This window comes from Delftia sp. RIT313, from assembly GCF_000632165.1.
GTDB classification, from domain to species: domain Bacteria; phylum Pseudomonadota; class Gammaproteobacteria; order Burkholderiales; family Burkholderiaceae_C; genus Comamonas; species Comamonas acidovorans.
This window is the reverse complement of the sequence record NZ_JFYT01000079.1, coordinates 177044-200943: the sequence shown is the minus strand read 5'-3', so window position 1 is coordinate 200943 and position 23900 is coordinate 177044. Positions and strand designations below refer to the sequence as shown.

General features: G+C 66.9%; 26 protein-coding genes. 13 read left to right on the top strand and 13 right to left on the bottom strand.

The genetic code is table 11. The features are described from left to right. Positions 1–6: 6 nt before the first annotated feature. A complete protein-coding gene (locus tag BW39_RS23420) occupies positions 7–978 on the bottom strand; it encodes a Bug family tripartite tricarboxylate transporter substrate binding protein (protein ID WP_235264274.1) in 972 nt (323 codons plus the stop codon). Positions 979–1106: 128 nt separating this feature from the next. Here BW39_RS23420 and BW39_RS23425 point away from each other — a divergent pair, with 128 nt between their 5' ends. Next, a complete protein-coding gene (locus tag BW39_RS23425; protein WP_081816288.1) occupies positions 1107–2063 on the top strand; it encodes a LysR family transcriptional regulator in 957 nt (318 codons plus the stop codon). Positions 2064–2075: 12 nt separating this feature from the next. Here the strand turns inward: BW39_RS23425 and BW39_RS23430 are convergent, their stop codons facing one another. Beyond that, positions 2076–3005, bottom strand: a complete 930-nt coding sequence (locus BW39_RS23430) for a LysR family transcriptional regulator (RefSeq protein WP_043824598.1) — start codon at positions 3003–3005, stop codon at positions 2076–2078. A gap of 102 nt (positions 3006–3107) precedes the next feature. On the opposite strand from BW39_RS23430, the gene lysA reads away from it, so the two are divergent. Then, entirely contained in the window at positions 3108–4361 is a 1254-nt protein-coding gene (gene lysA, locus BW39_RS23435; RefSeq protein ID WP_043824600.1) for a diaminopimelate decarboxylase, read from the top strand. Positions 4362–4539: 178 nt separating this feature from the next. Here the strand turns inward: lysA and BW39_RS23440 are convergent, their stop codons facing one another. The 4 genes from BW39_RS23440 to BW39_RS23455 form a co-directional block, all read right to left on the bottom strand. Next, on the bottom strand, positions 4540–5550 hold the full coding sequence (locus BW39_RS23440) for an NAD(P)H-dependent glycerol-3-phosphate dehydrogenase (RefSeq protein ID WP_013803923.1): 1011 nt from the start codon (positions 5548–5550) through the stop codon (positions 4540–4542). A 120-nt stretch (positions 5551–5670) separates the two neighbouring features. Continuing rightward, on the bottom strand, positions 5671–6126 hold the full coding sequence (gene secB / locus BW39_RS23445) for a protein-export chaperone SecB (protein WP_013803924.1): 456 nt from the start codon (positions 6124–6126) through the stop codon (positions 5671–5673). 129 nt (positions 6127–6255) lie between these two features. Continuing rightward, entirely contained in the window at positions 6256–6513 is a 258-nt protein-coding gene (grxC, locus tag BW39_RS23450) for a glutaredoxin 3 (RefSeq protein WP_034390758.1), read from the bottom strand. Positions 6514–6601: 88 nt separating this feature from the next. Next, on the bottom strand, positions 6602–7009 hold the full coding sequence (locus tag BW39_RS23455; protein WP_013803926.1) for a rhodanese-like domain-containing protein: 408 nt from the start codon (positions 7007–7009) through the stop codon (positions 6602–6604). 98 nt (positions 7010–7107) lie between these two features. Between BW39_RS23455 and gpmA the strand changes: the two genes are divergently transcribed. The 4 genes from gpmA to BW39_RS23475 all read left to right on the top strand — a co-directional run bounded on the left by gpmA (position 7108) and on the right by BW39_RS23475 (position 10756). Beyond that, the gene (gene gpmA / locus BW39_RS23460) at positions 7108–7851 is read left to right on the top strand and encodes a 2,3-diphosphoglycerate-dependent phosphoglycerate mutase (RefSeq protein ID WP_012203740.1); all 744 of its coding nucleotides are present in this window, start codon (positions 7108–7110) and stop codon (positions 7849–7851) included. 121 nt (positions 7852–7972) lie between these two features. After that, complete coding sequence (locus BW39_RS23465; protein ID WP_013803927.1) at positions 7973–9409, top strand: S41 family peptidase; 1437 nt, start codon at positions 7973–7975, stop codon at positions 9407–9409. A gap of 76 nt (positions 9410–9485) precedes the next feature. Continuing rightward, complete coding sequence (locus tag BW39_RS23470; RefSeq protein ID WP_012203738.1) at positions 9486–10238, top strand: HesA/MoeB/ThiF family protein; 753 nt, start codon at positions 9486–9488, stop codon at positions 10236–10238. 119 nt (positions 10239–10357) lie between these two features. Continuing rightward, positions 10358–10756 carry a response regulator gene (locus BW39_RS23475; protein ID WP_013803928.1) on the top strand — a complete coding sequence of 133 codons (399 nt, stop codon included), beginning with the start codon at positions 10358–10360 and terminating at the stop codon, positions 10754–10756. 88 nt (positions 10757–10844) lie between these two features. On the opposite strand, the gene BW39_RS23480 is transcribed toward BW39_RS23475, so the two are convergent. Further along, positions 10845–11477, bottom strand: coding sequence for a response regulator (locus BW39_RS23480; protein ID WP_012203736.1), 633 nt, complete (start codon positions 11475–11477; stop codon positions 10845–10847). A gap of 143 nt (positions 11478–11620) precedes the next feature. Here BW39_RS23480 and BW39_RS23485 point away from each other — a divergent pair, with 143 nt between their 5' ends. From BW39_RS23485 to BW39_RS23505, 5 genes are all read left to right on the top strand, one after another. Then, positions 11621–13000 (top strand): sensor histidine kinase, encoded by a 1380-nt coding sequence (locus BW39_RS23485; protein WP_043824604.1) that lies wholly within the window; start codon positions 11621–11623, stop codon positions 12998–13000. 275 nt (positions 13001–13275) lie between these two features. Continuing rightward, positions 13276–13437, top strand: a complete 162-nt coding sequence (locus BW39_RS30620; protein ID WP_013803930.1) for a DUF1328 domain-containing protein — start codon at positions 13276–13278, stop codon at positions 13435–13437. Between the two features lie 111 nt (positions 13438–13548). Further along, positions 13549–13938: a hypothetical protein gene (locus BW39_RS23495; protein WP_013803931.1), complete on the top strand. Its 390-nt coding sequence runs from the start codon at positions 13549–13551 to the stop codon at positions 13936–13938. A 72-nt stretch (positions 13939–14010) separates the two neighbouring features. Further along, positions 14011–14331 carry a BON domain-containing protein gene (locus BW39_RS23500; RefSeq protein ID WP_013803932.1) on the top strand — a complete coding sequence of 107 codons (321 nt, stop codon included), beginning with the start codon at positions 14011–14013 and terminating at the stop codon, positions 14329–14331. A 172-nt stretch (positions 14332–14503) separates the two neighbouring features. Then, positions 14504–15625, top strand: coding sequence for a zinc-binding metallopeptidase family protein (locus BW39_RS23505; protein ID WP_043824679.1), 1122 nt, complete (start codon positions 14504–14506; stop codon positions 15623–15625). A gap of 117 nt (positions 15626–15742) precedes the next feature. On the opposite strand, the gene coaD is transcribed toward BW39_RS23505, so the two are convergent. From coaD to BW39_RS23525, 4 genes are all read right to left on the bottom strand, one after another. Next, a complete protein-coding gene (gene coaD, locus BW39_RS23510) occupies positions 15743–16243 on the bottom strand; it encodes a pantetheine-phosphate adenylyltransferase (RefSeq protein WP_013803934.1) in 501 nt (166 codons plus the stop codon). Positions 16244–16374: 131 nt separating this feature from the next. Beyond that, positions 16375–17085: a 16S rRNA (guanine(966)-N(2))-methyltransferase RsmD gene (rsmD, locus tag BW39_RS23515; protein ID WP_012203729.1), complete on the bottom strand. Its 711-nt coding sequence runs from the start codon at positions 17083–17085 to the stop codon at positions 16375–16377. Next, complete coding sequence (locus BW39_RS23520) at positions 17082–18443, bottom strand: M16 family metallopeptidase (protein ID WP_043824606.1); 1362 nt, start codon at positions 18441–18443, stop codon at positions 17082–17084. Before BW39_RS23520 ends, rsmD begins: the two co-directional genes overlap by 4 nt. A gap of 26 nt (positions 18444–18469) precedes the next feature. Beyond that, the gene (locus BW39_RS23525; RefSeq protein WP_013803936.1) at positions 18470–19948 is read right to left on the bottom strand and encodes a M16 family metallopeptidase; all 1479 of its coding nucleotides are present in this window, start codon (positions 19946–19948) and stop codon (positions 18470–18472) included. A 28-nt stretch (positions 19949–19976) separates the two neighbouring features. On the opposite strand from BW39_RS23525, the gene ftsY reads away from it, so the two are divergent. After that, positions 19977–21197: a signal recognition particle-docking protein FtsY gene (ftsY, locus tag BW39_RS23530; protein WP_043824670.1), complete on the top strand. Its 1221-nt coding sequence runs from the start codon at positions 19977–19979 to the stop codon at positions 21195–21197. Positions 21198–21434: 237 nt separating this feature from the next. After that, positions 21435–22424, top strand: a complete 990-nt coding sequence (locus BW39_RS23535; protein ID WP_043824609.1) for a Bug family tripartite tricarboxylate transporter substrate binding protein — start codon at positions 21435–21437, stop codon at positions 22422–22424. On the opposite strand, the gene cutA is transcribed toward BW39_RS23535, so the two are convergent. Both cutA and BW39_RS23545 read right to left on the bottom strand, forming a co-directional pair. After that, positions 22411–22809, bottom strand: coding sequence for a divalent-cation tolerance protein CutA (gene cutA / locus BW39_RS23540; RefSeq protein ID WP_043824611.1), 399 nt, complete (start codon positions 22807–22809; stop codon positions 22411–22413). The genes BW39_RS23535 and cutA overlap by 14 nt on opposite strands. A gap of 52 nt (positions 22810–22861) precedes the next feature. Beyond that, entirely contained in the window at positions 22862–23887 is a 1026-nt protein-coding gene (locus tag BW39_RS23545) for a 2-dehydropantoate 2-reductase (RefSeq protein WP_017404218.1), read from the bottom strand. Positions 23888–23900 lie beyond the last annotated feature (13 nt).

Genomic DNA, 23900 nt, shown 5'->3' with positions numbered 1-23900 from the left:
TTGGGCTCACTCGGGGCGCAGGTCCAGCTGCCTGACGGCATCGTTCCATTTGCGGTGCTCGGCCGCCAGGAAGGCCTGGAAATCGGCGGGCGTTCCCGGCATGACTTCGTTGCCGGTGGCCGCCAGCGTGGTCTGGATGTCCGGCTGCGCCAGCACTTTTTGCAGGGCAGCATTGAGTTTGTGGATGACGGCCTCGGGCGTTCCCTGGGGCGCGACCAGTCCGTACCAGGAAGTGACGTCGAAGCCCGGGTAGCCGGATTCGGCGATCGTCGGGATCTGGGGCAGGTTCTTGAGCCGCGTGGCCCCCGAGACGGCCAGGCCGCGCATCTTGCCGGCCTGGATCATGGGGCCCGAGGACGAGGCGATGTCGAAGGCCACATCCACATCCCCGGCCAGGATGCCCGTGAGCATGGGGGCCGTGCCCTTGTACGGCACATGGGTCATGCGCATGCCTGCGCGGGCACTGAGCATCTCCATGGCGATCTGCGGGCTCACGCCGGCGCCCGTGGACCCGTAGTTGACCCCGCCGGGCCGGGACTTGGCCTGCGCCACGAGCTGGCGGACATCGCGCAGCGGCGAATCCTGCCGAACGACCAGGATGTTGGGCACCTTGACCAGGCCGCCCACGGGCGCGAAGTCCCTGGCCAGATTGGCCTTCATCGAGGGGTACAGCAAGCCCGGGCTGTAGACCAGCGAGGTCCCGCCGAACAGCAGCGTATGGCCATCGGCAGGCGCCTTGGCGACGAACTGCGCCGCGATGTTGGTGCCGGCCCCCGGCTTGTTCACCACGATGACGGCCTGGCCCAGCTCGCGGCCCAGCCCGTCGCCGACCAGGCGGGCCGTGGTGTCGGCCGAGCCGCCCGGCGTGAAGCCGACGATGATCTGTATGGGCTGCATGGTAAAGCGCGGCTCCTGCGCGCCTGCGGCGGTGGCCAGCGCGCAGCCCAGGGCCGGCAGGATGAGGCGGGGGTGTATCACGATCATGTTTCCTCGTATGGCTCTTGAATGGCGTCTTTCCGGACCGGGCCGCCCTGTGCCTGACTGGCCGCGTGAAATTGAAATTCAGTGTAGGTTTCGGGTCTTGATTCAACAAATCGATATGAATGATGTCTCGCATCGATCATTTCAATCTGCGCTCCTTCGACCTGAACCTGCTGCTGGCTTTCGACGCGCTGATGCAGGAGCGCAGCGTGACGCGCGCCGCCGCCTGCCTGCGCATCAAGCAACCGGCCATGAGCCATGCGCTGTCCACGCTGCGCCTGCTGATGGACGACGAACTGTTCGTGCGCGTGGGCTACCACATGGAGCCCACGCTGATGGCCCGCGAACTGCACGCCCCGGTGCGCGAGCTGCTGGAGGCCTCGCAGAGGCTGCTGCTGTCGCGTCGCAGCTTCGATCCGGCCACCGATGAACACACCTTCCGCATCGGCATCTCCATCCAGTCCGAATCGCTGCTGGTCTCCGAGCTGTTTGCCGACCTGGCCGTGTCCGCACCGCGCGTGAAGCTGCTGCTCAGCCCCACCAGCCGCGAGCGGGCCTTCGACGCGCTGGATGCCGAGCAGATCGACCTGGCCATCGGCTACCTGCCCGGCGGCAGCGGCTGGCACCGCCGGCAGATGCTGTTCGACCTGGGTGTGGTCTGCTGCTACCACCCGGCCCTGCTGCCGTTTGCCACGCCGCTGAGCCTGGCGCAGTACCAGGCCGGCCGCCACGCCATGATCTCGGCCAAGGACAGCCTGTACGGCTACCTGGAAGATGCGCTGGAGGCGGCAGGTGTGGCCATCAACCCGGTGCTTGCGGCATCCAACTTCCTCACGCTGTTTGCCACCGTGGCACGCGCACCGTTGCTGACCACGGTGCCGGCCATCGTGGCACTCCACTATGCGCCGCTGTTCGGCCTGGCCATCAGCCCGCTGCCGTTTGCCTTTCCGTCCTTCCCCGTGGAGCTGGTCTGGCATGCGCGCAGCCATGAGGACAGCGCCCACCGGTGGCTGCGCCAGCGCCTGGAGCGCAGCGCCCAGGCCATCGTTCCCGCCGACATGGTGCGCACCCCTTCGGCCTAGGCACTGCCGCCTTCAGCCGACCGCGGCCACCTCGGCGGCGAGCGCGTCCACCAGCCACTGCACCTCGGCCACGGCTGGCCGGTGCAGCGGCAGCAGCGCATGGACCTGGAAGGGAATGGAGAACGCCAGCGGCCGCACCACCAGCTGCGGCCCGGCGCAGGCACGCGCCGTCAGCGGATTGACGATGGCCACGCCCAGACCGTGCTGGACCATGGCGCAGACCGCCACGGCGCTGTGGGTCTCCAGGTGCAGCTGGCGCTGCACGCCGGCCTGCTCGAACACGGCATCGATCTGCTGGCGATAGGGATCGTCGCGCGCCAGGCTGACAAAGCTTTCCCCGGCAAAGTCAGCCACCTCCAGCACCGGCCTTGCGGCCAGCGCATGGCCTGCGGGCAGCACGGCCACCTCGTCCATGGCGGGCAGCGCAAGGGCACGCGTGCCCGGAGGCGCCTCGGCCAGCTCGGCCAGGCCCAGGTCGTAGCGCTGGGCGGCCATCCACTCCTGCAGCAGCGGCGCCTCCTGCGTGGCCACGCTGACGGCCACGGGGCCATGCTCCGCATGCAGCCGCGCCAGCGCTGCGGGCAGCAGCGCATGGCTGAGCGCGGGCAGGCACAGCACGTTGATGCGCGCCTGGTGCGGCCGCGCCAGGGCCAGCGCATGCTCCACCACCCGATCCAGCCCCTGCCAGCTGCGCTGCACTTCGGCCCACAGCGAGAGGGCGCGTGCCGTGGGCCGCAGCCGGCCCTGGGCGCGCTCGAACAGCGCATAGCCCAGCAGGCTCTCCATCCGCGCCAATTCGCGGCTGACGGTGGGCTGGGAGCTGAACAGCATCTGCGCCGCCGCCGTGGCGCTGCCACTGAGCATGAGCGCGCGAAACACCTCCAGGTGGCGGTGGGAGATGCGGGGTTCGGGAGACGTGTGCGGCAGCGCGGGGTCTTGCATGGCCAAAGCATATCCAAATCAAATAGACACCATAAGAACAAGCATTGGACTGAATGACTCCCATCCGCCATCATGCGCGGCAGTTCCCCTGAAAGAGACACCATGTCCAATCCCTTCTCGCCCGCCCAGCTCTGGGCTCTGGCCGACCAGCACGGCACGCCGCTGTGGGTCTATGACGCCGCCACCATCCGCTCGCGCATCGCCCAGCTCAAGGCCTTCGACACCATCCGCTTTGCGCAGAAGGCCTGCTCCAACATCCACATCCTGCGGCTGATGCGCGAGCAGGGCGTGAAGGTGGATGCGGTATCGCGCGGCGAAATCTTGCGCGCGCTGGCCGCCGGCTACGCGGCCGGCCATGGCGACGACCTGCACAGCGACATCGTGTTCACCGCCGACGTGATGGACGAGGCCACGCTGGCCTGCGTGGCCGAGCACAAGGTGCCCGTGAACGCCGGCTCCATCGACATGCTGCACCAGCTGGCCCAGGCCTCGCCCGGCCATCCCGTGTGGCTGCGCATCAACCCCGGCTTCGGCCACGGCCACAGCAACAAGACCAACACGGGTGGCGAGCACAGCAAGCACGGCATCTGGCACAGCGACCTGCTGGCGGCGCTGCAGGCCATCCGCGACGGCGGCCTGAAGCTGGCCGGCCTGCACATGCACATCGGCTCGGGCGTGGACTACGGCCACCTGCAGCAGGTCTGCGGCGCCATGGTCGAGCTGGTGCGCGCCACCCGCCAGGCAGGCCATGACCTGCAGGCCATCTCGGCCGGCGGCGGCCTGTCCATTCCCTACCGCGATGGCGACGCCACCATCGACACCGCCCACTACCACGGCCTGTGGGATGCGGCACGCAAGGACGCCGAGGCCATCGTGGGCCACGCGCTGGGCCTGGAGATCGAACCCGGCCGCTTCCTGGTGGCCGAGTCGGGCGTGCTGCTGGGCCAGGTGCGCGCCACCAAGAACGCGGGCAGCAACCATTTCGTGCTGGTCGATACGGGCTTCAACGAGCTGATGCGCCCCTCCATGTACGGCAGCTGGCACGGCATGGAAGTGCTGCGCCGCGACGGCCAGGCCATGCCCCTGCGCGATGCCGTGGTCGCCGGCCCGCTGTGCGAATCGGGCGACGTGTTCACCCAGGGCGACGGCGGCGTGGTGCTGCCGCGCGCGCTGGCAGGCGCCTCGGTGGGCGACCTGCTGGTCATCCATGACACGGGCGCCTATGGCAGCTCCATGTCCAGCAACTACAACACGCGCCCGCTGGCCGCCGAGGTGCTGGTCGATGGCGGCAGCGCGCGCCTCATCCGCCGCCGCCAGACGGTGGAGGAACTGCTGGGTCTGGAGCTGGGCCTGTAACTGGGCATGTAGCGCGCCAGGCGCCAGGATTTCTGACGCAAAAAAGCCCCGGGGCCTTCCAGCTCCGGGGCTTTTTCATCGCCGGGCCGCCCCAAGATGAAAAGCGGCCCCCTCGGGGGGCAGTAGACCTTGCGCAGCAAGGGGAGCGTGTGGGCCATTTTTCATGGACACCGAAGAATCACTCGCCGCGCGGATCGCGCGCCATCAGGTGCTGCACGGCCTCGGCCGCCTGCAGCCGGCCGTCCAACAGCTCGACCACGGTTTCGGTGATGGGCATCTCCACATTCAGCAGCCGCGCGCGCGCCAGCACGGTGCGTGCGCTGTACACGCCCTCGGCCACATGGCCCAGCGAGGCCACGGCCTGCTCCAGCGTGCGGCCCTGGGCCAGCAGCAGGCCCACCTTGCGGTTGCGCGACAGGTCGCCCGTGGCCGTCAGCACCAGATCGCCCAGGCCCGACAGGCCCATGAAGGTCTCGGTGCGCGCGCCCAGGGCCAGGCCCAAACGCGTCATCTCGGCCAGGCCGCGCGTGATCAGCGCGGCGCGGGCGTTCAGGCCCAGCTGCAGGCCGTCGCACAGGCCGGTGGCAATGGCCAGCACGTTCTTCACGGCGCCGCCCACCTCCACGCCCACGATGTCGGCATTGGCATAGACGCGCATGGCGCCGCCGTGGAAGGCGGCCACCAGGGCGTCATTGACCTGGGCATGGCGGCTGGCCGCCACCAGGGCCGTGGGCTGGTGGCGTGCCACCTCGGCCGCGAAGCTGGGGCCGCTGAGCACGCCGCACAGCAGATCGGGCGCCACCTCGGCGCAGACCTCGTGGGCCATCAGTCCATGGGCCGCAGCCGAAGCGCCTGCGGGCACGGCCTCGAAGCCCTTGCACAGCCAGGCCACGGGTGCGGGCACATGCTGCAGCCGGCCCAGCCATTCGCGCAGGGCAGCCATGGGCGTGCCGATCACGATCAGGTCGGCGGCCGCCAGATGGCCGTCGATCTCGCCATGCACCACCTGCAGCGCGGCAGGCAGTGCCACGCCAGGCAGGTAGCGTGCGTTCTCGCCGCTGCCGTGCATGGCCTGCGCCTGGGCGGCGTCGCGCGCCCAAAGGGTCACGACACGCCCGTCACCGCGCGAGGCCGCGCTCATCGCCAGCGCCGTGCCCCAGGCGCCTGCGCCAATCACCACTATGTTCATATCTGCTCGACGTTGAAGAAGCGACGTTGATGAAAAAAAGAGGCCCTCGGGCCTCTTTTCTTGTACCACAGCGATGAGACGCGCCTGGGCGCAAATCACATCGTCCGGGAATGGACCGGCTTACTGCGGCAGCGAGTTGCCGTCCGCCTGGGCGGCTGCCTGCTGCTGCTCGTACATGGCCTGGAAGTTGATCTCGGCCAGGTGCACGGGCGGGAAGCCGGCGCGGGTGACCACGTCAGCCACGTTGCCGCGCAGGTAGGGATAGATGATCTGGGGGCAGGCAATGCCGATCACGCCACCCATCTGGTCTTCGGGCACGTTGCGGATCTCGAAGATGCCGGCCTGCTTGGCCTCGACCAGGAACACGGTCTTGTCCTGGATCTTGGTCTGCACGGTGGCGGTCACGGCCACTTCGTAGATGCCTTCGGCCACGGGAGTCGCCTCGACGCCAAGCTGGATGTCCACGCTGGGCTGCTCCTGCTCCAGCAGGATGGCGGGCGAATTGGGCTGCTCCAGCGACAGGTCCTTGAGGTAGACGCGCTGGATCTGGAAGACGGGAGTGTCCTGTTCGGCCATGGAATCAGTCTTTCTGGGCAAAAAACCCTGGTGCGGTGACCAGGGCATCAAAAAAATCACCAACAAAATGCCCGCTGCCAAGAGCTTGCGCAGCGGGCACCTGGGCCAGCATTATGCAGTGCCCGTGTTTCAGCTTTGCAGCAGAGGCACCAGACCGCCGTCGGCATCCAGCGCCATCAGGTCGTCGCAGCCGCCCACATGGTGGTCGCCGATGAAGATCTGGGGCACCGTGCGGCGGCCCGTGCTCTGCATCATCACGTCGCGCGCGGCCGGATCGGTGTCGATGCGGATCTCTTCGATCTGCTCCACGCCCTTGGACTTGAGGATCTGCTTGGCCCGGATGCAATAGGGGCAGACAGCGGTGGTGTACATCTTCACGGCTTGCATGTGCGTCTTTCTTCGAGTTTGCGGCGTGCCGCCGGCTGGCGCCCGGGGCGCGGAGCAGCGGCTTCCATCGCCGTCAAATGGGGGCGTCTCAGGCCTTTTCAACCGGCATGCCGGCATCGCGCCAGGCCTTCAGGCCACCGGCCAGGGCCTGGGCCTTTTCGTAGCCCAGCTTCTTCGCAATGCCTTCGGCACGGGAGGCGCGGTTGCCCTTGGTGCAGATCAGCACCAGCGGCAGCGCCTTGTTCTTCACGGTGGTGGGCAGCTTTTCCTCGAACTGGCTCAGCGGCACATTCTTGGCGCCGTTGGCATGGGCGGCCGCGTACTCTTCGGGCTCGCAGACATCGATGACCACGGCCTTTTGGCGGTTGATCAGTTGCACGGCCTGCGCCGCCGTCAGCGAGCCGCCGCCTGCGCCGCGCACCAGGGGCAGCAGCAGCATCACGCCGGAAGCCAGCGCGATCAGGATCAAATACCAGTTATCGATGATGAATTTCACGTCATTCCTTGGGTTGGCAAACCTGTCAATTCTAGAATGCTGGCTTTTGCCCCCGCGACAGCCCAGCTTTGTCGCATCGAGAGACTTAGAAAGCCGCCATGTACAAGCTCGTGCTGATCCGCCACGGTGAATCCACCTGGAACCTCGAAAACCGCTTCACCGGCTGGACCGATGTGGACCTGACCGCCACCGGCGTCGAACAGGCCAAGAACGCCGGCCGCCTGCTCAAGGCCGAGGGCTATGACTTCGACCTGGCCTACACCAGCGTGCTCAAGCGCGCCACGCGCACGCTGTGGCACACGCTGGACGAAATGGACCGCACCTGGCTGCCCGTGCAGCACAGCTGGCGCCTGAACGAGCGCCACTACGGTGGCCTGCAGGGCCTGAACAAGGCGGACATGGCCAAGCAATACGGCGACGCCCAGGTGCTGGTGTGGCGCCGCAGCTACGACACGCCGCCGCCGGCCCTGGAGCCGCAAGACCCGCGCAGCGAGCGCAGCGACGTGCGCTACGCCCAGCTGGACCCCAGCCAGGTGCCGCTGACCGAATGCCTGAAGGACACGGTGGCCCGCGTGCTGCCGTTCTGGAACGAGTCCATCGCGCCCGCCATCCTGTCCGGCAAGCGCGTCGTGGTCGCGGCCCACGGCAACTCCATCCGCGCGCTGATCAAGTACCTGGACGGCATCTCGGATGACGCCATCGTCGGCGTCAACGTGCCCAATGGCATTCCGCTGGTCTATGAGCTGGATGCCAATCTCAAGCCCATTCGCCACTATTACCTGGGCGATGCGGAAGCTGCCGCCAAGGCTGCAGCCGCCGTGGCCGCACAGGGCAAGGCCTGAGCCGGGCCCGCTTGAGGTGAGCGCCTGCTGCGGAAATTGCGCTTGCTGCGCCGTTTTTAGGGAACCACGCGGGCGCTTGCCTTTCCAAGCGGGTGTATATTGACGCGGTTAAAGGGGTGATATGGGCCAGAAAATCAAAATTGCCGGCTGGGTTTCCGTAGGCGTAATCGCCGGAGCACTGACCACGGTTTCCTTGCAGACCGTGGCCCGCGGTGCCATGACCCCGCTGCCGCTGGAGGAAATCCAGCAGCTGTCCGCCGTCTTCGGCCTGATCAAGACCGACTATGTCGAGTCGGTCGATGACAAGAAGCTGATCACCGATGCCATCTCCGGCATGGTGTCCAGCCTCGATCCGCATTCTCAGTACTTCGACAAGAAGTCCTACAAGGAATTCCGCGAGGGCACCTCGGGCCGCTTCGTCGGCGTGGGCATCGAGATCACGCAGGAAGACGGCCTGATCAAGGTCGTCTCGCCCATCGAAGGCTCCCCCGCCTTCCGCGCCGGCCTCAAGACCGGCGACCTGATCACCAAGATCGACGACACGGCCGTCAAGGGCCTGTCGCTCAACGACGCCGTCAAGCGCATGCGTGGCGAGCCCAACACCAAGGTGCAGCTGACCATCCTGCGCAAGGATGAAAGCCGCAGCTTCCCCGTGACCATCACGCGCGAAGAAATCAAGACGCAGTCCGTCAAGGGCAAGGTGATCGAGCCCGGCTACGGCTGGATCCGCCTGAGCCAGTTCCAGGAACGCACGGTGGACGATTTCGTGCGCAAGGTCGAGGAACTGTACAAGCAGGACCCCAACATGAAGGGCCTGGTGCTGGACCTGCGCAACGACCCGGGTGGCCTGCTGGACGCTGCCGTCGCCATTTCGGCCGCCTTCCTGCCGCCGGATGTGACCGTGGTCTCCACCAACGGCCAACTGGCCGAGAGCAAGGAAACCTACAAGGCATCGCCCAGCTTCTATGCCCGCCGCGGCATGGGAGACCCGCTGCAGCGCCTGCCGGCCTCGCTCAAGAAGCTGCCGCTGGTGGTCCTGGTCAACGAAGGCTCGGCCTCGGCCAGCGAGATCGTGGCCGGCGCACTGCAGGACCACAAGCGCGCCATCATCATGGGCAGCCAGACCTTCGGCAAGGGCTCCGTGCAGACCGTGCGCCCCCTGGGCCCCGATACGGGCCTGAAGCTGACCACGGCGCGCTACTACACGCCCAGCGGCAAGTCCATCCAGGCCAAGGGCATCGTGCCCGACGTGATGGTGGATGAGACGCCCGAAGGTGACCTGTTCGCCGCCCTGCGCATGCGCGAGGCCGACCTGGAAAAGCACCTGTCCAGCGGACAGGGTGCCGAGGTCAAGGACGAGGTGCGCGAGAAGGCCCGCGAGGAAGCCCGCAAGCGCCTGGAAGAGGAAGCCAAGAAGCCGCCGGCCGAGCGCCGCCTGCCCGAGTTCGGCACCGAAAAGGACTTCCAGCTGCAGCAGGCGCTCAACCGCCTCAAGGGCCAGCCCGTCATGGTCAGCAAGACCCTGACCGAGCGCGAGCCCGAGAAGAAGGAAAACTGACAGCGCGGCGCGGAGCGGGTCCGCGCCTGCACCAAGCCGGGCCTTGCGCCCGGCTTTTTCACGTCTGGAGACGCGAATGAACGACGATCAACTGCTGCGCTACTCGCGCCACATCCTTCTCGACGAAATCGGCATCGAGGGCCAGGAGCGCATCCTGGCAGCGCATGTGCTCATCATCGGCGCAGGCGGCCTGGGCGCGCCCGCCGCGCTGTACCTGGGCTCGGCCGGCATAGGCCGCATCACCCTGGTGGACGACGATGCGGTGGACATGACCAACCTGCAGCGCCAGATCGCCCACACCACGGACCGCGTGGGCCAGCCCAAGGTGGAATCCATACGCACGGCCGTGCACGCCATCAACCCCGGCATCCGCATCGACTGCCGCCAGCAGCGCGCCGACGACGCGCTGCTCGACGAGCTCGTGCCCCAGGCCAGCCTGGTGCTGGACTGCACGGACAATTACCGCACGCGCCACATGATCAACGCGGCCTGCGTGCGACACAAGGTGCCCCTGGTGGCGGGGGCGGCCATCCGGCTGGACGGCCAGCTCATGGTCATGGACCCGCGCGACGAGAACTGCGCCTGCTATGCCTGCGTGTTCCCGCCCGATGCGCAGTTCGAGGAAGTGCAGTGCTCGACCATGGGCGTCTTCGCGCCCGTGGTGGGCGTCATGGGCACGCTGCAGGCGGCGGAAGCCCTCAAGCTGATCGCGGGATTTGGCACGCCTGCAACAAACCGCCTGACCATGTTCGACAGCCGCAGCCTGGATTGGAGTAGCATGCAAACCACTCGTGTACCGGAATGTCCCGTTTGCGGTAACAAGGCGTAGGAATCGGCTGACCCCCACGCCGATCCCTCACTGGCACAATCGCCCGCTGTCGCGCAGGACAATGGAGGCCGGGCTCCACCGGACTCCGATTGCCATCCGCGTCCCTATTGGATACAGCCGTGAAATTGCGCACCTATCTTGTTGAAGACAACCCTACGATCCGCGAGAACCTGATCGCCACGCTCGAAGAACTGGCCGATGTCGAGGCCGTGGGCATCGCGGAGACGGAGAGCGCGGGGACGGACTGGCTTCAGCAGAACCCCGACGCATGGGATCTCGCCATCGTCGACCTGTTCCTGCGCCAGGGCAGCGGCCTGGGTGTGCTTACTGCCTGCCGCGAGCGCCAGCCGCACCAGAAGATCGTGGTGCTCAGCAACTACGCCACCCCCGACATCCGCAGCCGCTGCGCCCAGCTCGGCGTGGATGCTGTCTTCGACAAGTCCAATGAAATCGACGCACTCATGGACTATTGCATGAATATCGATGCGGCGTCACTCAACCAACTCAAAACAGCCTGAACCCAAAGCACTGCATTTGATTTTTCATCAAAGAAAAAGGCTGCACGACTTGATAATCGTGCAGCCCGTATTTTCTATTGACTGAAAATCAATCGATCAGCCTGTTCTTCAGTGCGTAATACGTCAGATCGCTGTTGGACGACAATCCCATTTTCTCCATGAGTCGCGTGCGATAGGTGCTGACCGTCTTTACGCTCAGTGAAAGCGACTTTGCAATATCACCTGCGGTTTCACCACGCGCGAGCTTGAGGAAGACCTGGAACTCACGCTCTGACAGCTGTTCATGGGCTGGCGCGTCATCCTTGCGGTTGAGCTGCTGGGCAAGCAGGTCGGCCACGGCGGGCGTCAGGTAGCGGCGGCCCAGGGCCACGGTGCGGATCGCTTCGGCAATCTCCTGGGGATCGCATTCCTTGTTCAGGTAGCCGCTGGCGCCTTGGCGGATCAGGTTGATCGCGTAGTGCTCCTCGGGATAGCCGCTCAGGATCAGGATGCCCATGTCCGGCGCCTTGGCGCGCAGCATGGCCAGCGCGTCGATACCGCTTTGGCCCGGCATGGACAGGTCCATCAACAGCACGTCGATCTCGTGGGCACGCACCAGATCGATGGCCTCGCGGCCATTGGCGGCCTCACCGACTACACGCAGGTCCACGTGTTCCGAGAGAAACTGACGCAGGCCCGAGCGCACAATTGCATGGTCGTCCACAATGCCAATTCTGATCATGAATACCTCTTTTTCGGGGGACCAGCGGGATCGCTGGTCGTGCAAACAATATATGGTAACGGCCGGCGCAGGAACTGCCCCGGCAGCCGATAACACGAATTATGCAGAATATCGGCGAAGATCTTGTAGGTGAGAGGATGCTTATGCGTTGGATAAATTTCCGAAGAATTGCGATCAGCCTGGCATTCGCCATCGTCGCGGCCGTGCTGCTGGTGAGCATTAACGAGGCCAGCTACAAGCGCTCCACCAAGGCGCTGGAGGCCATGACCCAGACCCAGAACACTCGCTCGGAGATCAGCCAGCTGCTGCGGCTGATGCTGGATGCGGAGACCGGCCTGCGCGGCTACCTGCTCACGGGCGAGGAGCGCTACCTGGAGCCCTACAGCAAGGCGATCACGGCCATCAACTACAACATGGACGAGCTGCGCCAGATCTTCATCTACGACCCGCAGGAGCTGGCGATCTTCACGCCGCTGGCGCGCCAGGTCGAACGCAAGATGAGCGAGATGGAACTCAGCCTGCGCCTGTACCGCCAGGGCAACGAGGAGGCCTGGCGCTTCGTCATGTTCACCGACGTGGGCATGGAGAACATGGACGCCATCCGCGACTACACGGGCAAGCTGCTGTCAGGCATAGACCAGCGCTCGGCCAAGAACCTGCAGGACATCGAGCACACGCTGTCGCTGTCGCGCATAGGCATCGCCACGGTCACGGCCCTGGGCGTGCTGGGCTTCTTCATGTACCTGCGCCAGGCCCACGCGCTGCAGCAGGCCCACCAGCGCGAGCAGGAGATCCAGCGCGACGAGCGCAACCGCCTCGAAGCCCTGGTGCGCGAGCGCACGGCCACGCTGACGGAGCTGGCCAACCACTTGCAGCAGGTGCGCGAGGACGAGCGCGGACACCTGGCGCGCGAACTGCACGACGAGCTGGGCTCGCTGCTGACGGCGGCCAAGCTCGACGTGGCGCGCCTCAAATCCAAGATCGACCTCAGCGCGCCGGACGTGGGCGAACGCGTCAGCCATCTGGTGGAGACGCTCAACAGCGGCATCGCCCTCAAGCGCCGCATCATCGAGGACCTGCGCCCCTCTTCCCTGTCCAACCTGGGCCTGACGACGGCGCTGGAAATCCTGGCGCGCGAGTTCGGCGAGCGCAGCGGCATCGAAGTCACGGCCAACCTGGAGCAGGTGGAGCTGCCGGAATCCACCCAACTCACGGTCTACCGCATCGTCCAGGAGTCGCTGACCAACATCGGCAAATATGCCAAGGCCAGCCATGTCCTGGTCTCCGTGCACAACTATCCGACCTATGTGACGGTGCAGATCCAGGACGACGGCGAAGGCTTCGAGACCTCGGCCATGCGCCCCAACTCCCACGGGCTGGCCGGCATGCGCCACCGCGTGGAGGCCGCAGGCGGCCGTCTGACCGTCTCGTCCGAACTGGGCAAGGGCACGGCAATCTCCGCCGTCATCCCGCTGGCGCCGATCTCCACGGACAAAAGCGGCGGTACGGTCGCCACCGCCTGAAGCGGCAGCACCCGCCATGCAAAAGCCCCTGCGCGCCCACGCGCCAGGGGCTTTTTTTCATGTGCACTCCTGGATGGTTGCAGCCAGCGGCGGCTGCAAGCCCTGTGCAGCCGGAGCATTCCTACACCACCCCCCCGCCTAACCCTGACGCCATGCCACGCCGGCCACCGTCAGATACACCTTTGGCGGCTCAGTACAGTCGAACCCATGCAAACAGCACTTGGCCCATCCGCCCCGTGCCGTTTCTTGGAAACGAACAACCCAAGGAGTTTTACATGCTGCACTACGCCATCGTGTTCTTCGTCATCGCCCTGGTAGCCGCCATATTCGGTTTTGGTGGTATTGCGGCAGGTGCTGTAGGCATCGCCAAGATCCTGTTCTATATTTTCGTGATCATGGCTGTCGTCACCTTTGTGATGAGCCTGATCAAGAAGTAGCGGCGGCGCCGCCTTCATCCCCCTGCCAGCCCAAGCCCGCTTCCTGCGGGCAGCCAGCCCGGCAGCCCGACCGCCTTTCGTATTCATGCCAGTTTTGAGGAGATAGAACCAATGAGCCAAGCCGAGAAAGCCGTGAACAAAGCCGCCGATACCGCCAAGGACGTTGCCCAGGATGTCGCGGATGCCGCCAAGGAAGCCGTCAACACCACACGCCGCACTGCAGCGAATGCGCTGGACAAGGCCGAGGAAGGTGTGCAGTCCATCGAGCGTGAACTGAACCCCGTCATCGATGACCTCGCAGCACGTGCCCAGGAACTGGCCACACGCGGCATCAACTTCTGCGCCGACAGCTCCGACCGCGCCCGCCGCCAGCTGCAATCGGCCACGGAAGCCACCACGCGCTACGTCATCGAACAGCCTGGCCGCTCCATCCTGCTGGCTGCAGCTACGGGCGCTGCCCTGGCCACCGCGTTCTTCATGAGTTCCCGCTCGCGCAAGTGAGCTGCCGCCGAGTCCCCTGAGTTCCCTCGAGTACCGTTACTCTCAATCTTCTTGTCCAGGAAAGAACTGATCATGCAAAAGTACACCCGTGCCATCGCTTTCGCTCTCGTCGCCGGTGCCACCGTGCTCGGTACCACCGCCTGCTCCGTGGCCCGCGACCAGCAGTCCGTGGGTTCGTATGTGGATGACGCCGGCATCACCACTGCGGTGAAGGCCAAGATGGCAGAGGACAAGAGCGTCTCGGCCACTTCCATCAGCGTCGAGACCCTGAACGGCACGGTGCAGCTGTCGGGCTTTGCCAAGTCCGAATCGGAAAAGGCCCGCGCCGCCGAGATCGCCCGCACCACCAAGAACGTGCGTGAAGTGCGCAACAGCATCGTGGTTCGTCCCTGATGCAGGCCCCTGCGGGGGCTGATCCAAGTACAAGGCCGGAGACTTCCGGCCTTTTTTCATCCAGGGCTCCAACTGCCGCACGGTCCGCCGCGAGGATTGCCGACCATTGCAGCCGACGGCAGGTACGACCCCTTTCCACCGTGCGCCGGACATACGGCGTAAAGTGACCGACATGCGAGTCTTCAACTGCGATGCCTGTGGCCACCCGGTCTTCTTCGACAGCGTTCAATGCGTGCACTGCGGCGCCACCCTGGCCTTCCTGCCCGAGCGACTGCATGTGGCCTGCCTGCGCCCGGTTTCCGGCACGCGGGACAGCGTGCTGTGGGAGAGCCTGTCCTCGCTGACGAGCGGCAAGCCGCCAGGCCGGCTCTACAAGATGTGCAGCCACCGGGGTCCCGTGGGACAGTGCAACTTCGCCCTGCCCGCAGACGATCCCCATGCGCTGTGCGAGTCCTGCCGCCAGACACGCTGGCTGCCCGATCTGTCAGACCCGTCCAATGCGCTGCGCTGGACCCGGATCGAGGCCGCCAAGCGCCAGCTGTTCTACACGCTGGCCCGCCTGGGCCTGGGTCCCCGGCCTGGAGAGGACGGGCCGCGCTTCGAGCTGCTGGCCGACCTGCCGGGGCAGGCGCCCGTGATGACCGGCCATGCCAACGGCACCATCACGCTGAACGTGGTGGAGGCCGACGATGCCGAGCGTGCCCGGCGCCGCCAGGCACTGCACGAGCCCTACAGGACGCTGGTGGGCCATCTGCGCCATGAATCCGGCCACTTCTTCTGGGACAGGCTGGTGGTGGGCGCGGGCCGTATCGAGGAATTCCGCCGCCTGTTCGGCGACGAGCGCCAGGACTATGGCCAGGCCCTGCAGAACTACTATGCGCGCGACCCGATGGATGAGCAGTGGCGCGACAACTTCGTCAGCGCCTATGCCACCTCCCACCCGTGGGAAGACTGGGCCGAAAGCTGGGCCCATTACCTGCACATGGTGGATCTGCTGGAGACTGCGGCCAGCTATGGCACCTGCATCACCATGCCTGGAGGCTCAGGGACAAGTACAGGCTCGGTCACGCAGCCCGCGCTGTGCGTGCAGGACCCTTTCGCGGTCCATGCACGGCCGGACTTCGGCACCATGCTGGACCAGTGGGTGCCGCTGACGCTGCTGACCAACAGCCTCAACCGCAGCCTGGGCCATGGCGATGCCTATCCGTTCGCCCTTTCGGCCGGGGCCAGGCGCAAGCTGGAATTCGTGCACGCCGCCGTGAATGCGAGCGCCACGCGGCAGGCTGCCTTCTAAGAAGAAACTTCGAGAGGGTCCTGGCCGCCCTTGCCGGGCCTCAGGACAGCCAGGGGGTCAGGGCATCAGGAAGCGGGATCAAGGCGTGCGACCAGGTCGTGCGATCAGGCGGTGCGATCACGACCCACGATTGGCCTGCACCTTCTGCAGAAGGCGGGTACGCACGCTGGGAGAGACGAACTTGTCGATCTCGCCATCCAGCGTGGCGATCTCGCGCACGAAGGTGCTGCTGATGAACTGGTAGCGGTCGCTGGGCGTGAGGAAGACGGTCTCCACCTCGGGCATCAGCGTGCGGTTCATGCCGGCAAGCTGGAACTCGTAGTCGAAGTCGGTGACCGCACGCAGGCCGCGCACCATGGCCTTGCCGCCGCGCTCGACCACGAAGTCGCGCAGCAGGCCATGAAAGCTCTCGACCTGGACATGGGGATAGATGGACACGGCCTCGCGCACCATCTGCATGCGCTCCTCAAGATTGAACATGGTCTTCTTGTGGTGGCCCGCCGCCACGGCGACGATGACGTGGCTGAACAGCTGGGTCGCGCGGCGCACCACGTCTTCATGACCCAGCGTGATCGGATCGAAAGTTCCGGGATAGACGGCAATCACGTCGTGGCTCATGGCGGTCGCTTTCATTGGCTGCGCGTGCCCTGTCCGGCACGGATGGCGCATTATGCATTGCGCTGCAGCATGGCCGGTCGGCTGTGCGACAGCCGCGCTCCTGCCAGGGAACGCGGCCGCCGCAGCGCCCTTTACTCGTCCTGCGGCGCCTTGCGCAGCAGATGGGCGTGGACGGCGCCGGCCTTCAGATGGCGGAACAGCTGCAGGCCACCGGCCTCGGCCAGTTGCTCCTCGGTCCAGGCCTGGGGCGCCTCCAGATAGACATAGCCCGTGGCGGACACCGCCTGTGCGGCGGCCTTCAGCGCAGGCTCGAACAGATCGGCATGGTCGAACGGCGGATCGATCAGCACCAGGTCCAGCGTGCCCGGCGCCACCTGGCGCAGGCAGCCGATGCCATCGCCGCGCAGCACGCGCACGGACTGGGCGTCCAGGCGCTCGCGCAGGCGCTGCAACTGCTGGACCAGGGTGGCGTCCTGCTCGTTCATCAGCACATTGGTCGCGCCGCGCGATGCGGCCTCGAAGCCCAGCGCGCCCGTGCCCGCGAAGGCATCCAGGCAGTGCCAGCCCGTCAGGTCCTGGCCCAGCCAGTTGAACAGGGTCTCGCGCACGCGATCCGGCGTGGGCCGCAGGCCCGGGTGCTGCGCCACGGGCAGCCGCGTGCGGCGCCATTGGCCGCCGATGATGCGGACCTCGCCCGCGCCCACCGGCGCCGGCCGTCCGGCTTTCGCCTTGGCGGCAGCCGGTGCTGCGGCAGCTGCCTTGGGTGCTGCGGCCTCGGCGGTGGCCTTTTCCAGCCAGCGCTTGCCGGCAGGGGTATGAATTTTGATGCTGTTGCGGCTCATTGTTTGCCTCCCACGACGACGGTCACCATGCGCTCGGGCTGCAGCATGCGCTGCATGGCCTCGCGCACATCACGCACGGTGAGCGCCTGCACGCGCTCGGTCCAGTGCTCCAGGTAGTCCAGCGGCAAGCCGTTCCAGGCGATGTTGGACACATTGCCCAGCAGCTTGCGGTTGCTGTCGATGCGCAGCGCAAAGCCGCCGATCAGATTGTCCTTTGCGGCCTTGAGCTCCTTCTCGGTCGGGCCTTCGGCCACGAAGCGGCGCAGCGTGTCCTGCGACACCTTCAGGGCCTCGGCTGCCTGGTCAGGACGCGTCTGCAGGGCGATCGTGAAGGCGCCTGCGTCCAGACCCGGCGAGAAGTCGCTGTAGACGCTGTAGCTCAGGCCGCGCTTTTCGCGCACTTCCTCGGTCAGCCGCGAGGTGAAGCCGCCGCCGCCCAGGATGTGGTTGCCCACCAGCACGGCCATGAAGTCCGGGCTGTTGCGTGCAATGCCGGGCTGGGCGATCAGCACCTGCGCCTGGGCCGAGGCGAAGGGGATGTTCTCGTTGACCGGCGCCTTGAGCGCCTGCACCTTGGGCACGTCGGGCAGAGGCGCGCAGGCACTGGCGTCCTGGCCCTGCGCCGCCTGCAGCGGAGCCAGCAGTTGCTGCACCAGCTGGTCGGCCTGTTCACGGCTGACCGCACCGACGATGCTGACCTTGGCGCGGCAGGCCGCGATCAGGCGGCGGTGGAAGGACTGCATGTCGGACAGGTCGATGTGCGCGAGGCTCTCGCCCGTGGCGCGCGCGCCGTAGGGATGGGTGCCGAACACGCCCTGGCTCAGGGCCTTGCCGGCCACCGTGCCGGGGCGCGTGTCCGATTCCTTGATGGCCGCAGTCCAGCGCTCACGCTCGCGCAGCCACACGTCCTGCGGCCAGCTGGGGTTGGCGATCTGGCGCGCCGCCAGCGCCACGGCGCGCTGCAGCAGCGCAGGCTCGGTCAGGGAGCGCAGCCCGTAGCTGAAGCTGTCGCGGCCCGCCTGGGCGCCAAAGCTGGCACCCAGATCGGCCCAGGCCTGGCCCAGGCCGTTCTCGTCCAGCGCAGGCGCATCGCCCTGGGCGGTCACGCCCTTGGAGGCCATCAGCGCCACGGCGCTGGCCAGGCCGACCTGGTTGGCGGGATCGCGCCGGCTGCCGGCATCGAAGTCCATCTGCACATCGACCATGGGAATGCCCGGGCTGTCCACCAGCCAGACCTGCGCCCCGCTGGGCTGGGTCCAGTGCTGGATGGGCAGCAGGGCCCATGCGGACGTGGCACCAAAGCCCAGGCCCACGCCTGCCAGCACCGTGCTGGCCACCATTTTTTTCATGTTCTTCATCTTCACTCCAGCGTGCTTCGGGGGCATCAATGCAGGGGTCCGCCGATGCCGGCACCCGCATCGGGGCGACGGGGCTTGCCGCCTTCGGGCAGGGGTTGCGGCACCAGGGTGCCCACCGTGAGCTGGTCATCGCCAAAGTACTTGGCAGCCACACGCTTGACGTCATCGGGCGTGATGGTGCGCAGCTGGGTCAGCAGCTGGTCTTCCGCATCCAGCGGCATGCCCTGTATCCAGTAATTGCCCAGGCTCTGGGCCTGGCCCATGACCGAATCGCGCTCGTAGACATTGGAGGCCATCCACTGCGTCTTCACGCGCTCCAGCTCGGCGGGCTCCACACCATCCTTGGCGACCTTGGCCACTTCGGCGCGCAACGCCGCCTCGACCTCGGCGGCGGTCTTGCCCGTGGCGGGCACGCCCGTCAGCATGAACAGGCCGGGGCCACGGCCCATGAGGGACATGGAGCTGCCCGCGCCGTCGGCCACGCGGCCTTCGCCCTGCACCAGGGCGCGCTCCAGGCGGGCGCCGTCATAGCCGTCCAGCACGGCCGACAGAACCAGCAGCGCCAGCGCATCCCGGTCATCGGCCTGCAGGTCGCTGACGCGCGTCAGCGAGGGCGCGCGGAAGGCCAGGGCCACCAGGGCCTGCTCGGCCGGCTGCTTGACCTCGATGCGGCGGATGCCGATCTGCGCGGGCTCGGTGCGCGGCTTGCGCACCGGCAGGGCGCGTGCGGGAATGCTGCCGTAGTACTTCTCGGCCCAGGCGCGGACCTTGGCCACGTCCACATCGCCGGCAATGACGATGGTGGCATTGCCGGGCACATACCAGCGGCCGTGGAAGTCGCGCACGTCGCCGGGCGTCAGCGCGTCCAGGTCGCTCATCCAGCCGATCACGGGGCGGTGGTAGGGCGAGGCCACGAAGGTCGCCGCCATCAACTGCTCCATGAGCACGGCGCGCGGCTGGTCCTCGGTGCGCATGCGGCGCTCTTCCTTGATGACCTCGATCTCTTTCTTGAACTCGCTGTCGGGCCAGTGGTTGTTGGCGAAGCGGTCGGATTCGAGCTTCATCACGTCTTCCAGGCGGCTGGACGGAATCTGCTGGTAGTAGCCCGTGTAGTCGCGGCTGGTGAAGGCGTTCTCCTGGCCGCCCAGCGCGGCCACGCGGCGCGAGAACTCGCCGGGAGCCACCTTGCGCGAGCCCTTGAACATCATGTGTTCGAGCGCGTGGGCCACGCCCGAGGTGCCATCGACCTCGTCCACGGAGCCCACGCGCACCCAGACCATGTGCACGGCCGTGGGCGCGCGCCGGTCGGGCTGCACGATGAGCTGCATGCCGTTCTTCAAGGTGAATTGCTGTGCCGAAGTGGCGGTGCGCGTGCCGCCGGCGGCCTGGCTGGCCACCGTCTGCAGCAGCGATGAAGGGATGGAAGAGGATGCATCCGGGGCTGCCAAAGCAGCCCCGGTGCCCATGCAGGCCATTAAGCCCAGGAGGGTGAGTGCATGTTTCATAGAATGCTGTGATTCTAAGAACCTGCCGATGTTCAGTTTTTTCAAGAAAAAGCCCACCCCCTCCGCCGCCGAGATTTCCCCGGCGGACAGCAGCGCCGCGCCTGAAAAGGCCGGCATTCCCGCAACCCCACCGCAGGACAGCCCCCCTGCCCTGCCACCGGCCGCGCCAGCAGCGCCGGCCGCCGACACCGGCAGTGCCTGGTGGCGCAAGCCCTTTGGCGGCGGCAAGGGCGATGCCGCGCCCCCCGAAAACCCGCCTGCCCCAGCTGCTGCACCCGCGTCCACCATCGCGCCTGCGGACTTCATTGCCGCGCCCGAGCCCACGGCCAAGCCCGAGGCCGAAGGTGCCAGCCGCCAGAACTGGATGCAGCGCCTCAAGACCGGCCTGCGCAAGACCGGCAGCAGCATTGCCACGGTCTTCACGGGCACGCAGATCAACGATGCGCTGTACGAGGAACTGGAAGACGCCCTGCTGATGGCCGACACCGGCGTCAAGGCCACCGAGCACCTGCTCGCCGACCTGCGCCGCCGCGTCAAGGAGGCCAAGGCCACCGACCCCGCCGCCGTCAAGGCGCTGCTGGCCGATGCCCTGGCCGACCTGCTGCGCCCGCTGGAAAAGCCGCTGGTCATCGGTGAGCACCAGCCCACCGTGATCATGGTGGCTGGCGTCAACGGCGCGGGCAAGACCACCTCCATCGGCAAGCTGACCCGCCACCTGGCCGATGAAGGCCAGAGCGTGCTGCTGGCCGCCGCCGACACCTTCCGCGCCGCCGCGCGCGAGCAGCTTGGCGTCTGGGCCAACCGCAACACGGTGGAGATCGTCAGCCAGGAAGGGGGCGATCCTGCGGCCGTGAGCTTTGACGCCGTCACCGCCGGCCGCGCGCGCAAGAAGGATGTGGTGCTGGTGGACACGGCAGGACGCCTGCCCACCCAGCTGCACCTGATGGAAGAGCTGCGCAAGATCCGCCGCGTGGTCAGCAAGGCCGACGCCACGGCGCCCCATGAGGTGCTGCTGGTCATCGACGGCAACACCGGCCAGAACGCGCTGGCCCAGGTGCGCGCCTTCGACGATGCGCTGCAGCTCACGGGCCTGATCGTCACCAAGCTCGACGGCACGGCCAAAGGCGGCGTGCTGGCTGCCATTGCCCAGGAACGGCCGATCCCCGTGTACTTCATCGGCGTGGGCGAAAAGGTCGAGGACCTGGAAACCTTCAACGCCCGGGAATTCGCGCAGGCGCTGCTGTCCTGAGGCCACCCGGCACACCACCACCCGAAGGAGCGCGCTGCGCTCCTTTTTTCATGGGCATGCGAGCGCAGCGAAGGCCCAGGCATGCAGGCAAGGGTTTTCCCTTGATTCGAATCAAGCCGCAGGTTTTATGCTTGCATTGATTTATAAGAAGAACGTTGTTTTATATAAGAAACAATCGATAGCCCTCAGGCATTTCTTTTGCTTGTACCTGCCTTGCCTTGTTCCCCGGAGTTCCCCATGAAAGCCCCCACCTTGCTCGGCGCTGCCGCCCTGCTGGCAGCAGCCGCATGCCAGAGCGCCCTGGCCCAGGATGCCGCCGCGCAGCAGCAGCTGGCCGCCAAGCCTTTCACCATCGTCGCGCCCTTTCCGCCCGGCGGCCCGGTCGATGCGCTGGCCCGCCTGCTGTCCACGGGATTGGCCGAGCGCTACAAGCAGACCTCGGTGGTGGAGAACAAGCCCGGGGCCAACGGCAATATCGGCATCGACATGGTCAAGCGTGCCGCGGCGGACGGCCATACGCTGCTGGTCGTGCCCCAGGGCAACCTGACCATCAATCCCACGCTGCTGGCCAGGCCCGGCTACAGCGTGGAGGCGGACTTCGCGCCCGTGGCCTCGCTGGCCAAGGCGGCCAATGTGATCGCCGTGCACCCTGGCGTGCCCGCCAAAACGGTGCAGGAGCTGGTGGCCCTGTCCAAGGCCAGGCCGGCCACCATCAGCTATGCCTCGCCCGGCGTGGGCTCCAGCCTGCATCTGGCCGGTGAGCTGTTCAAGCAGCAGACCGGCGCCGACATCCTGCACGTGGCCTACAAGGGCACGGCGCCCGGCCTCAACGATGTGCTGGGCGGCACGGTGCCGATGATCGTGGGCAATGTGCCCGCGCTGCTGCCGCATGTGCAGTCGGGCAAGCTGCGTGCGCTGGCCGTGACCGACCCGGCCCGCAGCAAGTACCTGCCTGATGTGCCCACGCTGGCCCAGGCGGGCGTGCCGGGCATCGCCATCTCGTCCTGGTACGGCGTGATGGCGCCAAAGAAGACGCCGCCGGCCGTGCTCAGGCAGCTGGAAAAGGATATTCAGGAGATCTTCAACACGCCGGCCGTGGTCAGGCAGCTGGACCTGCAGGGGATCGAGCCGTGGGTGGTCACGGGCAGCGCCTTCGGCGAGCTGATCCGCAAGGAGACAGCGACCTGGGTGCCCGTGATCAAGGCCGCCAACGTCACGCCGCAGTGATGCGGGGCGCGGCGGCCCTTTCTGCAGTGTCCGCCACGTCCCGGGTCGAGACCTGGGAGCGCAGCCACTGCGCATAGTCGGCCATGCAGCGCTCGGTGCGCATGGTGATCTGCGGCACGCTGTAGCTGTGGCCGGCGCGCAGCAGCCGGGCCAGGCGCTCCAGCACGTCGGGCAGGGTCTTGCAGACCAGCCGCCACTCGGGCGTGGCGTGCATCTCGCCCTCCCACACATAGTGCGAGGTGATGGGCTCCACCTGCACGCAGGCCGCGGCCTGCTGCTGCACCAGGCTGCGCGCCAGATGGGCGGCCTCCTCGGCGCTGGGGACGGTGGTGGCCACCACGCACAGCGTGGACCAGGGCGAGGCGGGGTTCTTGGCGGAAGTCATGGAGGCGTAGTCTACGGTTGCGCGCTGCAGGCCGGTACTGGCCTTTGCGGCGTCAGGCCATCAGCCCCTTTTGCCGTGCCTGCAACCGCGCCAGGCCCAGCAGCGCATCGGTGAAGGGCGTGTCCACGCCGCACAGCTGGCCCATTTCGCGCACCGCGCCCACGAGGGCGTCGAGCTCCACAGGCTTGCCCGCTTCCACGTCCTGCAGCATGGAGGTCTTGAAGGCGCCCAGCTTGAGCGTGACCGCATGGCGGTCTTCGGGCGATTCGTTGATGGGCAGGCCGATGCGCGCGCCGATTTCCTTGGCCTCCAGCATCACGCGCGTGATCAGGCCGCGCACCAGGTCGTCGCCCAGGATGCGGTCCGAGGTGGCACCCGTCAGCGCGCTGACGGGGTTGACGGTCATGTTGCCCCAGAGCTTGTACCAGGCGTCGCGCTGGATGTTGTCGGAGACCTTGGCCTCGATGCCGCCACGCTGCAGCAGTTGGGCCAGTGCCGCCAGGCGCGGCGTGGGCGGCTGGCCGGGCCCTGTGGCCAGAGGCTCGCCCAGGATCAGGCTGTTGCCGAAGTGCCGGCGCACCACGCCGGGCGCATCGTTGGAGCAGCTGGCATGGACCACGGAGCCCAGCACCTGACCCAGCGGGATGGCTTGCGCAATGCGGCCTTCAGGGTCCACGGCTTTCAGCTGCTTGCCGCGCACGCTGGCATCGACACCGCCGTGCAGGAACCACCAGGGCACGCCGTTCATGGCCGTGAGCACCACGGTCTGCGGACCGATCAGCGGGGCGATGCGCTCGGCCACATCGGGCATGCCCGGCGCCTTGACGGAGATGATGACCAGGTCCTGCACGCCCAGGGCGGCCGGGTCCTGTTCGGCACGCAGCGCAAAGTGCTCGCGCTGCTCGCCGTGCACCAGGGTCAGGCCCTGGGTGCGCAGGGCCTGCAGCGCGGCGCCGCGCGCCACGGCGCTGAGCTGGCAGCCGGCGCGGGCCAGGGCCGCGCCCATCCAGCCGCCGATGGCGCCGGCGCCGAAGATGCAGGCCTTGTCGAATGAAATGCTTGTCTGTTCCATGGTCATGCGCGGGAAGCTC